The sequence below is a fragment of the Staphylococcus caprae genome (assembly GCF_003966625.1).
In the GTDB taxonomy this organism is placed as follows: domain Bacteria; phylum Bacillota; class Bacilli; order Staphylococcales; family Staphylococcaceae; genus Staphylococcus; species Staphylococcus caprae.
Map to the genome: position 1 here is coordinate 464,420 of NZ_AP018587.1, position 11,958 is coordinate 476,377.

At 32.9% G+C, this 11,958-nt stretch carries 10 protein-coding genes; 4 read left to right on the top strand and 6 right to left on the bottom strand.

The features are described from left to right. Positions 1-213 precede the first annotated feature (213 nt). Positions 214-1,374, top strand: coding sequence for an aminotransferase class I/II-fold pyridoxal phosphate-dependent enzyme (locus tag JMUB898_RS02030; protein ID WP_037541681.1), 1,161 nt, complete (start codon positions 214-216; stop codon positions 1,372-1,374). Between the two features lie 77 nt (positions 1,375-1,451). Here the strand turns inward: JMUB898_RS02030 and copZ are convergent, their stop codons facing one another. The 4 genes from copZ to JMUB898_RS02050 all read right to left on the bottom strand — a co-directional run bounded on the left by copZ (position 1,452) and on the right by JMUB898_RS02050 (position 5,184). Beyond that, positions 1,452-1,658 (bottom strand): copper chaperone CopZ, encoded by a 207-nt coding sequence (gene copZ / locus JMUB898_RS02035; RefSeq protein WP_002444362.1) that lies wholly within the window; start codon positions 1,656-1,658, stop codon positions 1,452-1,454. An 89-nt stretch (positions 1,659-1,747) separates the two neighbouring features. Further along, a complete protein-coding gene (locus JMUB898_RS02040) occupies positions 1,748-4,135 on the bottom strand; it encodes a heavy metal translocating P-type ATPase (RefSeq protein WP_037541809.1) in 2,388 nt (795 codons plus the stop codon). A gap of 269 nt (positions 4,136-4,404) precedes the next feature. Further along, positions 4,405-4,611, bottom strand: a complete 207-nt coding sequence (locus JMUB898_RS02045; RefSeq protein WP_002444354.1) for a hypothetical protein — start codon at positions 4,609-4,611, stop codon at positions 4,405-4,407. Between the two features lie 177 nt (positions 4,612-4,788). Then, positions 4,789-5,184, bottom strand: coding sequence for a DUF3139 domain-containing protein (locus JMUB898_RS02050; protein ID WP_002444352.1), 396 nt, complete (start codon positions 5,182-5,184; stop codon positions 4,789-4,791). Between the two features lie 304 nt (positions 5,185-5,488). Between JMUB898_RS02050 and JMUB898_RS02060 the strand changes: the two genes are divergently transcribed. The 3 genes from JMUB898_RS02060 to JMUB898_RS02070 all read left to right on the top strand — a co-directional run bounded on the left by JMUB898_RS02060 (position 5,489) and on the right by JMUB898_RS02070 (position 9,678). Continuing rightward, on the top strand, positions 5,489-6,358 hold the full coding sequence (locus JMUB898_RS02060) for an SDR family oxidoreductase (RefSeq protein ID WP_002444350.1): 870 nt from the start codon (positions 5,489-5,491) through the stop codon (positions 6,356-6,358). 88 nt (positions 6,359-6,446) lie between these two features. Beyond that, on the top strand, positions 6,447-7,007 hold the full coding sequence (locus tag JMUB898_RS02065) for a sugar O-acetyltransferase (protein WP_037541679.1): 561 nt from the start codon (positions 6,447-6,449) through the stop codon (positions 7,005-7,007). Between the two features lie 163 nt (positions 7,008-7,170). Continuing rightward, entirely contained in the window at positions 7,171-9,678 is a 2,508-nt protein-coding gene (locus JMUB898_RS02070) for a glycosyltransferase (protein WP_002444346.1), read from the top strand. 51 nt (positions 9,679-9,729) lie between these two features. Here JMUB898_RS02070 and JMUB898_RS02075 read toward each other — a convergent pair whose 3' ends face one another. Together JMUB898_RS02075 and JMUB898_RS02080 are read right to left on the bottom strand one after the other, a co-directional pair. Next, positions 9,730-10,671, bottom strand: coding sequence for an NAD-dependent epimerase/dehydratase family protein (locus JMUB898_RS02075; protein ID WP_002444345.1), 942 nt, complete (start codon positions 10,669-10,671; stop codon positions 9,730-9,732). 195 nt (positions 10,672-10,866) lie between these two features. Beyond that, on the bottom strand, positions 10,867-11,934 hold the full coding sequence (locus JMUB898_RS02080) for an acyltransferase family protein (RefSeq protein ID WP_037541678.1): 1,068 nt from the start codon (positions 11,932-11,934) through the stop codon (positions 10,867-10,869). Positions 11,935-11,958 lie beyond the last annotated feature (24 nt).

The following is an 11,958-nucleotide window of genomic DNA, read 5'->3' on the forward strand; positions in this document are numbered from 1 at the left end:
TTTGTCGTTGTTATGATTAATTTATTTTACTTTGAGGAACTCACATTTGTGGGTTCTTTTTTAAATTTAAAATATAAAGAGAAACAGTATATATAATGAGTGGGGCAACTTTAAATTGATTCAGTTCAGAATATTGTAAATATTGACATAATTAAGGTTGTTGATAAAATTGAAGATAACATGAGGACATAGATGAATTCGAGGGGGCTTATGATGGTTATTTCAGATAGACTTGCAGCAATTCCTGATAGTTATTTTGGTAAAACGATGGGGCGTAAAGTTGAACATGGACCTCTACCACTGATAAATATGGCAGTAGGGATTCCTGATGGTGAAACGCCCAAAGGTATTGTCAATCATTTTTCAGAAGCATTACGTATCCCTGAAAATCAAAAATACGGTGCATTTCACGGTAAAGAATCATTTAAAGAAGCTATTGTGAATTTCTATCAACGACAATATGGCGTAACGTTGCACAAAGATGATGAAGTATGTATCTTGTATGGAACAAAAAATGGACTTGTAGCATTGCCGACATGTATTGTGAATCCTGGAGAAACCGTACTTTTACCCGATCCAGGTTATACTGATTATCTAGCAGGTGTCATGCTGGCCGATGCGAAACCAGTGCCACTTGAACTTGAACCTCCTGACTATTTACCAGATTGGAATAAGATTGACCCACAAACTTTAAAGGAAACAAAATTAATTTATTTAACCTATCCAAATAATCCTACTGGTTCTACAGCCACACAATCAGTCTTTGATGAAGCAATTGAAAAATTTAAGGATACAGATACTAAAATTGTCCACGATTTCGCCTATAGTGCATTTGGATTTGATGCTAAAAATCCGAGCATTCTTGCCTCGAAAGATGGTAAAGAAGTTGCGATAGAAATCTTTTCATTATCTAAAGGATACAACATGTCAGGTTTTAGAGTAGGTTTTGCAGTAGGGAATAAAGAGATGATTCAAGCTTTGAAAAAGTATCAAACACATACGAATGCAGGAATGTTCGGAGCACTGCAAGATGCTGCAACATATGCGCTCAATCATTATGACGACTTTTTAAAAGAACAAAATGAAACGTTTAGAAAAAGACGTGATATGTTTGAAGCAAAACTACAAGAGGCGAAGTTACCATTCGTTCATTCTAAAGGTGGGATATACTCGTGGTTGCATACGCCACCTGGATATAATAGCGAAGAATTTGAACAATATTTATTACAAGAGAAATCTATTCTAGTCGCACCAGGTATACCGTTTGGTGAAAATGGGAATGATTATGTCAGAATTTCTCTTGCATTAGATGACGAACAACTAGAAGAAGCAGCAGAAAGATTAACACAACTCGCAAATATGTATGACGTGTAAATGTGAATCAAATTAAAAAAGCATGGAGTGTGAGCGATAATTATATCGCATTTCACTCCATGCTTGATTATTTTAGTTTATTTCGCGTCATAACCTTGGTCTTCGATTGCTTCTTTCATTTGAGCAACGTTGACTTTTGAATCGTCGTATACAACGCGAACATGTTTTTCATTTAAATTTACTTCTGCAGTATGAACGCCATTGAGTTTAGCTAAAGAAGATTCCACTGCATCTTTGCAATGTTCACAGCTCATTCCTTCTACTTGAATCGTTTCCTTTGTCATAAGTCCCACTCCTTATTGGTTTTCCGCTTGTTTCTAATTACTATATTAAAACGCCCTTGCAAATTTTGAAAGTAAAGTTTACTTAAAGCCTATAATTTCATATTTTTAAGACGAAGTGCATTGGTAACCACACTGACTGAACTTAATGCCATAGCAGCACCGGCAATCCATGGCGCGAGAAGGCCTAAGGCTGCAATTGGGATACCTGCGACATTATAACCAAAAGCCCAGAATAAATTCTGACGTATATTGCGAATCGTCGCTTTACTCGCTTTGATCGCTTTAGGTAATAGTAATAAATCTCCGCCAAGTATAGTGATATCTGCAGCTTCAATTGCTACTTCTGTACCTGTGCCAATCGCAATTCCTATATCAGCTTTTACTAGGGCTGGTGCGTCATTGACACCATCACCAACCATTGCTACGTTTCTTCCTTCTTCTTGTAAAAGTGACACCTGTTCTGCTTTTTGTTCCGGCAACACTTCCGCGATAACTCGGTCAATACCAACCTCTTGAGCAATCGCTTGTGCGGTTTGTTTATTGTCTCCTGTAAGCATAACAACTTCTATATTCATATTTTGTAACTCAGATACAGCTTGTTTTGCAGTATCTTTTACAGTGTCAGCAACAGCAATGATGCCTTTAAGTTCTTGTTCAATGGCTATCATCATAGCAGTTTGACCTTGTCGTTCATATTGAGCAAGTTTCTGTTCATTGTCTGCATCAATCGTGATATCAAAGTCATGCATTAATTTGCGATTACCAATTAATACGTGTGTTTCATTAATCATTGCTTCAATGCCATGTCCGGGTCTCGCATTGAATGATTCATTGTCCAATAAGGAGAGCCCTTTATCTTCAGCAAAAGTGACAATGGCTTCAGCGAGTGGATGTTCAGATGCTTTCTCTGCACTCGCTAAAAGTTGAAGTGTCTCTAAATCACCAGCGTAGTCTGTAACTTTAGGTTTACCATTAGTAATTGTGCCCGTTTTATCTAATACAATCGTGTCAATATGATGCGTGCGTTCTACAAATTCGCCGCCTTTAAATAGAATACCGTTTTCAGCAGCGCGGCCCGTACCTACCATAATAGATGTAGGCGTTGCTAGACCTAAAGCACATGGGCATGCAATAACGAGAACAGATATTGCAGCTAGTAATGCAGGTTCAAATTGACCTGTATGCACGAATACAATCCACACAATAAAAGTGACTATGGCAATACCCACTACAATAGGTACAAAATAGCCAGAAATGATGTCCGCTAGTCTTTGGATAGGCGCTTTAGAACTTTGGGCTTCTTCAACGACTTTGATAATATTTGATAAAGCAGTATCACGACCTACTTTAGTTGCTTTCACATGCACTGACCCGTTCTTATTTAATGTTGAACCAATAACAGTATCACCAATGACTTTTTCAACTGGTATAGATTCACCTGTCAACATGGATTCATCAATGGATGTGCTACCCTTAATGACTTCACCATCAACAGGAATTTTCTCTCCTGGTTTAATGATTAAAGTATCACCCTCGATGACTTCATCAAGTGCTACCATGACTTCTTGATTGTTTCTTAATATACGCGCTTCTTTAGCTTGCAAACTTAATAACTCGCCAAGTGCATTCGTTGTTTGGGATTTAGCACGTGCTTCTAAATACTTTCCAAATAAGATTAAAGTAATTAAGATTGCGCTCGTTTCAAAATATAAATGAGGTTCATTTACGTGGTGAGTTAACCATTGAATCATTTCATAAAGACTGTAAAAATATGCAGCACTTGTGCCTACAGCGACTAATACATCCATATTCGCTGAGCCATTACGCAAGTTTTTATAAGCGCCCACATAGAATTGCCAACCAATAATAAATTGAACAGGCGTAGCCAGAATGAATTGAAACCACGGATTCATTACAATTGCTGGTAGATGAAGCGGAAGTAAATGAACAAACATCATAAGTAATAACGGTGCTGATAAGATAGCTGAAATAATTAATTTCGTGCGTTTTGCTTTAAGTTCTTGTTCTTTACGAGACGTTTGTTGATCATCGTCGTTATTTATCGGTTCAGCGTCGTAACCCAATTTTTGAATACGTTGAATGATTCGATCCGTATTTATGGCATTAGGATAATAAGATACTAATGCTTGCTCCGTCGTTAAATTGACTGTAGCGTGTTGGATTCCTTCAGTTTTATTGAGGACTTTCTCTATACGATTGGAACACGCGGCACATGTCATTCCTGTGATGTCTAATTCTTGCTTTTCTGTTCTAACATCATAGCCTAACTTTTGTATTTCTGAGATAAATGATTTGGAATCATATTGATCAGCGTCGTATTCGATTGTTGCTTTTTCAGTGGTGAGGTTAACTTGTGCTGAAACATCGTCAAGGCGATTAAGTTTTTTCTCAATACGGTTGGAGCATGCCGCACATGTCATTCCAGTAATATCTAGCGTCGTTGTTTTATGTGTCATAGGAACGCCTCCGTTTCTTTTCACAAGTTCAATGTACCCCCTATAGGTATATAAGTCAATCTCTTTGTTTAATAATATTGAAAATAAAAACACGTACGTCATCGATAAGGATTACGCACGTGTGATAGCATTTATATTTAAGAAATTGAGTGAACAATCAAAAGATCAGGCATGTGAAATGGAAAAATTGTTGAACGTGTATTTATTAGTATTGAAAATATAATGATTGTGATTTCAATTTCGGATCGTTGTTACGTTATTTAAATGTATTAGAAAAAGTCAGATGGCTTTAAGTTTTCTAAGTCTAAATCTTTAAAGTTATTGAAGTTAAAGTTAGAGAAATCTTGAACAATTTCGCCACTTTTAGCTTGTTCGTAGTAATGGCCTGCTTCATTAAGGATATCGTGGTCTTGGAATGTTTTGATGATTCCTAAGATAATAAGGACTGAAATAACGCCTTTTAATAGTGTCTTCATATTTGGATGGCTCCTTTGTTTATTTCTTGAGATAGATTATACAAGACTTTTTTTGAAAACACATGCATCCATAGTATTGAAATTACATCAAACTTTAGAACTACTTCTTCCAAGGGAAGTTAGTAGTTCTTATGCAATAGACGAAGTCTATTGTAAACCAAAGTCTTCAATTATTTCTTATTTTAAATCATATTTTTCCTCAAAGCGATGTCGCTTTCTATATTCTCTGTATTTTTTATCATTATCAAAACGCTCTTTATATTTCATTTTTAATTCTGCATCTCCAGTTACTTTACCATCATCATTAACGTCATATTGATATGTATTATAGGGCTCATCTTTAAAAGTGACTTCAACATTATTTTCTCTAGTGTTCAACGTGAAATTGGGTTTCTCTGTTTTAATTTTGTCTTCCCATCCTTTTTGTTTAAGCAAACGATGAACTTTAGCTTTAGTTTTAGCTTCTTCATGACTTTGGTAATTAAAATAAATATATTTACCTATATTAAAAATTAATCCTGGGCCAACGAATATAATAATAATGATGGTTATAATTATATATTTTTTCTGCATTTTAAACTCCTTAAATAAGTGTTTTTACATCTTTAATATTTTGAAGAATTTAATAAAATAATACACTTTTATCATATGTTTTTTAATGAATCAGAGTCAAACTCTTATGAGGAACCCCTTGTTGTTAGGGCCCCAACTTGCATTGCCCGTAGGATTTCTTGAGGAAATCCTCTGTGTTGGGGCCCCGACCCCAACTTGCATTGCTTGTAGGGTTTCTTGAGGAAATCCTTTGTGTTGGGGCCCCGTGTTTGTTTTGGAGCTTATGTGGGAATGTGTTTTGTAAATGTAGAGGAGGTTGATTTTTGTGAGTTTATTGGATTTTCATAAGGAGATAAAAGGTTATACTCAGGATAGACAACCGGGGATTGAAGCGGATATGAATCCTAAACCAATTGCTGAGCTTGATGAATATAAAGCTGCAGGAAAGTTACAAGGTAAAGTAGCATTAATTACTGGCGGGGACTCTGGGATTGGTCGTTCAGTCGCAATCCTTTATGCGAAAGAGGGTGCAAACGTAGCGATAGGTTATTACGACGAACACCAAGATGCAGAAGACACTGTTCGACGCTTAGAAGAATTAGGTGTCAAAGCGAAAGCATATGCACATGACTTAAAAGATGAAAAGCAATCTAAACAACTCATCGATAATGTCGTTAAAGATTTCGGTGGATTAAATATTTTAGTAAATAATGGTGGTGTGCAATTTCCTAGAGATAACTTTGAAGACATTACACCCGATCAAGTTAAAGAAACATTTATGACAAATATTTTTGGAATGATGTTCTTGTCACAAGCAGCTGTGCCACACTTATCAGAAGGCGATGCCATTATTAATACTACGAGTGTGACGGCTTATAGAGGTTCTGGACATCTGATTGATTATTCTGCTACGAAAGGTGCTATTGTCTCATTTACTCGCTCTCTAGCGACAACATTAATGGAGAAAAGTATTCGTGTAAATGCTGTAGCACCTGGTCCAATCTATACACCATTAATTCCATCTACTTTTGATGAGGAAAAGGTTGAAAATCAAGGTGGCGGTACACCTATGGGTCGTCGTGGTCAACCAGCAGAACTTGCGCCGTCTTATGTTTTCTTAGCTACACATGCTGATAGCTCTTATATCACTGGTCAAGTGATACACGTTAATGGTGGAGATTATATTACAACTTAATACGTTGAAAAGTGTTCACTGAGAGTTTACTTAATAACTCTTAGTGACTTTTAAAATAAATTGATTAAGCAAAGATTGAGGAATGTTTATGACTGAAAAGGAAAAAATGTTAGCACATCAATGGTATGATGCAAACTTTGATGATGAATTAAAAAAAGATAGATTGAAAGCGAAGGAATTATGCTTTGATTTGAATCACACGCGTCCAAGTGATGAAGAAAAACGAGACAGAATCATGAATGAATTATTTGGATATCAAACTGAGAACGTAGGTATCTCTATACCTTTTGATACTGATTATGGTTGGAATGTTAAATTTGGAAAAAATGTATTTATTAATACAAATTGTTATCTAATGGATGGTGGAGGTATTACATTTGGAGATAATGTCTTTATCGGACCTAATTGTGGCTTTTATACCGCTACGCATCCTTTAAATTATAAAGAACGTAATAAAGGTTTAGAACTCGCTGAACCTATTGTCGTAGGAAGCAATACTTGGTTTGGAGGACACGTGTCAGTGATGCCTGGCGTCACAATTGGAGACGGTAGTGTCATAGGTGCAGGTAGTGTTGTAACTAAAGATATACCTCCTAATAGTTTAGCGGTGGGTAATCCCTGTAAAGTAATCAAATCTATAGAACAATAGAAGCAGTGATAGAGTTTAGAATAAATTTACATTGAACATATATAACATTATATAAAAAAAGTATATAATATTTTATGGATAAGGAAAGATAAATTTAAAGAGAAGTTTTAACACTCGCACATTTAAATTTATGTATATTAATGACATCTAAGAAGGGGAATCTATGAAAAATTTTAAAAACTTTATCGCTAATCAAAGTAGAAGAAAAATTAATTTTATTACATCTCCAATAAATATGATGAATAAATCAAATTATAATCATCAAGTGATGACTTACGCTAAATATTATGGTGATTTAAAAGTCAAAGACCATCAAATTCTATATCAAGTGAGAAATGGTAAGAATATTACAGGTAATCCTTATGCAATATTTCTATACTTAGTGAATCATAAAGAATATAGAAGATTTCTTCATAAATGGGTGGTCGATTCTAAAGAAACATTGAACTTCTATAAAAATAAATTTAAGAATTACAATAACGTAGACTTTGTCATTATAGACTCGAGTGATTACTTAAAATCACTTGCTGAAAGTAAATATTTAATTAACGATTCAACTTTTCCCTTATATTTTGCCAAAAAGGAAAATCAAATTTACATCAACACATGGCACGGGACACCTCTGAAATATATGGGATTAGATATGGACAACAATGTACAAGGATCACAGAACATTATTAAGAATTTTTTATCCAGCGATTATATAATCAGCTCAAATAGGCATACTACAAATATATTCAAAAGCGCATTTAACCTTCATCACATCTATAATGGAGAAATTCTTGAAAAAGGGTACCCCAGAATTGACTTAACATTAAAAAATCAAAAATCTCAAATTCTTAATACATTGAAAGGTCTTATTAGTGAAAATGAAGAGAAAATATTATTATATTGTCCGACATGGCGAGGAGAAGATTTAAATAATCCAGATATAAATATAGAAAGCATACTTAATGAAGCAAAAGAGCTTGAAGCACATTTAAATTATAAAGTATTAGTAAAAGTACATCCTTTTATTTATGAAGAGGCTAAAAAGGATTGTGATTTGAAAAATTATTTAATTCCTGACTATGTTGATACCAACGAATTATTAGCAATTGTTGATTTAATGGTTACAGATTATTCGAGTATTTTCTTTGATTATTTAGTAACGAATAAACCAATCATTTTTTATACTCCTGATTATGATGACTATAAGTTCTGTAGGGGAATGTATATTAATCCAAATGAATTGCCTGGTCCCGTTTGCACCCATATTAACGATGTCATTTCTTCAATCAATAATAAAAGTTATGAAAATCATCAAATTAAAAATAATTATGAAAAATTTAAAACGACTTATGTAAGTTTAGAAGACGGACATGCTTCTAAAAATATCGTTGAACATATTTTTAATCGAAAAGCGGAATCCCCAAAACGTAATACAACAAGAAAGAAAACAATTTTAATTTATCCAGGTGGAATGAAAAATAATGGCATCACTACATCAATCATTAATTTATTAGAAAATATTGACTATCATCAATATGATATTACGATATTTTTGAACTATAGTAAGAAAGAAGAAATGTTGAGCAATTTAGATAGAGTGAATCCAAATGTAAGAATTATATTTAGAAGAGGGCCATTACTTGCATCCTTAAAAGAGTGTTATAAGGTTGATTTTGTAAAACAAAGAGGGCTTCAATCATTTTTAGAAAAACTCCTCTACCCTAAAAAGGTATATCAACGAGAATTTAGAAAAATATTTGGAGATTCTCATTTTGATTATGCTATCGATTTTAGTGGTTATTCTATGTTTTGGGCTAATCTTATTTTAGCAAGTAATGCTAAACGTAAATTAGTTTATTTACATAGTGATATTAAAGCAGATATGGAAAGAAGAATTAATGGTGTGAGACCACATTATCAAAATTTAAAAGGTTTGGTTTCTCTTTATCCATATTTTGATAAACTCGTCAGCGTTTCCGAAGCTACGAGTCTTTTAAACAAAGAAAAAATAAATAATCCTTTATTAAGTGATAAGTATTGTTCTTCAAGAAATACGATTAACTTAAATAAGATACACACTTTAGTAGAAGATGATTCAGATCGATTCGAGAAAAATGGTGAGTCAGTCTTAATCAATATTAAAAATGGTAATGTTCAAACAGTTGAGTTTAGTAACAATGACTTTAAAATTGTGAGCATAGGGCGACTTTCTCCTGAAAAGGGATTTGATCTACTCATTAATGCGGTTGCTAAATTAGTGCCAAAATATCCAAACATAAAATTATATATTATGGGTGAAGGACCATTAAAAAAATCTCTACAGTCGCTTATAAAAAAATTAAAAATGAGAAACCATGTGTTTTTATTAGGACACAGAAAAAATCCATTTTATGTGATGAAACAATCAAATTTATTTGCACTCACTTCTCATTACGAAGGACAATCAATGGTACTATTAGAAGCTTTAACTCTAGGAGTGAATGTTCTTGCATCAGATATTGTTGCTAACAGATATGTATTAAAGGATGGCAAGTATGGAACACTTGTTATCAACGAGATAGAGGAGATTGCAAAAGGTATTGAAACATTCATATTAGGTCAAAATGAGAAATATGAAAAGTTTGATGCTGAAGCTTATAATGCTAAAGCTATTAAAGAATTCTATGATTTACTACAATAAAAATAAAAATCAAAACGGTTGGTCAGCTCATGATTCACCGTTTTGATTTTTTTAATGACTATTTTTACTATATGATACGTAAGCGTTAATACCACTATGAATATTAAATTGTGGTGAATAACCCAGACGCTTAAGTGGGGTAATATCTGCATATGAATGTTTGATATCACCTATTCGACATTCTTTATAAATGTGAGGAATGGTATAGCCAAAGACTTTTTCAAAGGATTTAAAAACAGTATTAAGAGATGTTTCGCTTCCAGCTCCAACATTGAATATACCCCCATTAGTGTCTTTAGAATAAAGTACTGTCCATATTGCTGAAACTAAATCATCTATATATACAAAATCACGCGTTTGTTCACCGTCACCATAAAACGTAAATTGTTCTTTATTAATAAATTTTGCATTAAGAATTGATAAAACGCCTGAATAATCAGAGTTCGGATTTTGTTTTGGTCCATAAACATTGAAAAATCTTAAACATACAGTAGGTACGTTATAGAGATGATGATAAATGTGAGCGTACTGTTCTCCAGAAAATTTTTGTATCGCATAAGGGGAAAGAGGGGCTACTTTAGAATTTATCGTTGATTTAGGTAGATCAGGCAAATCGCCATACACAGCGGCAGATGATGCGAAAATAAATTTTTTAATTTGACTATCCCATTTTCGTGTAGCTTCTAATAAATTAATCGTTGCATTAATATTAGTCTCGTTTGAGATAACAGGTTTTTCAATTGTTTCAACTACACTTACCATCGCAGCTAAGTGAAAGATATAATCAAATTGTTCTTTTTTAATTAACTCTGAAACAAAAGTCACATCAGTAATATCTTTTAAATAAAAATGTTCTTTAGGTATGAAATGAATATTTTCTAATCTTCCTGTACTAAGATTATCAATGACATGTACTTCCACTCCTTCATTAGTTAAACGTTCTGAAATGTGTGACCCAATAAAACCTGCGCCCCCAGTAATTAAAGCTTTCATAGATGCACTTCCTTAAGATGTATTGAATAATTAACACTAACATTATACTATAATATTTTTATTTAATTTAACTAAATTTCAAGGTTGAGTATTGTTGAGTTAAGGATATTTTTCATAAACTAAAAAAAGACGAGTTCTATATAGATAGAACTTGCCTTTTATACTTTAACCGAAGAAAATTAGTCTTAATTTATTTTAATCCATATTATTATTTTGATAGCTTTCGTAAATATTTTCATATTTAATTTTTCCTATTCCACCTACAATGTATTTTCCAAATTTGAATAAATTAAAGAGATATCCAACTGTAATAGCTAGAGTAAGTGTAACGATGGTATTGAATAATACATTTTTAATGGGGTTACGACTCAGTAATCCTAAATCATGAACAAAGAAATAATGAATTAAGTAGATACAATAAGAATAATTACTAATAAATACAATAAATTTTGGTACATACTTAATATAAGAAGAGAAAAGGAAAAACAATAAAATTACCATTGTTACATAAATAGGAGTGTCCACTCTTTTTGATTCTACCCATGTGCTTATACCCAATATATAATTTAAAAACATAAAAATTATTGAGAGAAATGCTCCAATAATAATATGCCAAGTATAATCTTTGATTTTATTCATAAACGCTTCATAATAAGTTCCTATATAAAAGCCAAGCAAGAAATAGCTCAACCATCCTATGAAGATCATCCATCCCTCACGATCCCATATAGCTGCTAATATCGGATTATTAGGAGGCGATATAAAAGTTCTCATGGCCCAATACATAGTAGTTATTAAAATTGATATTACAATCATTTTAATAGGATTTAAACCAATTAAGTATTTAGAAAATAGCCAATGCAGTAAATAAAATTGAAAAATGATTACTATAAAATATGTAACAGCTCCTCCGTGAAACATTGTATCTCCAACATGGAAGAGATATTCATGTAAATTTTTCGGTCTAAAGTAAAAATAGGAAATGCTTAAATTGATTATTACATAAGGTATCCCCAAATAGATTAATTTATTTTTGAAGAATCCTTTCTTTATCTTGGAACCATAATTTTTGGCTAGTAAGAATTCTGATATAAACACGAACATAGGTGTACTAAACATTAATAATAGTTGGAATAGTCGGAGAGATGTACTATGTGGAACGTCATGCATTTTTGAAAAAGTAGTGGTAATTGAGTGGATAATTACTATACTTAAACAAGCAATGGAACGCATCCAAAAAATTACAGATGTATAAGTTTTCATGTAGTGATACCTTTCTGAATTTAT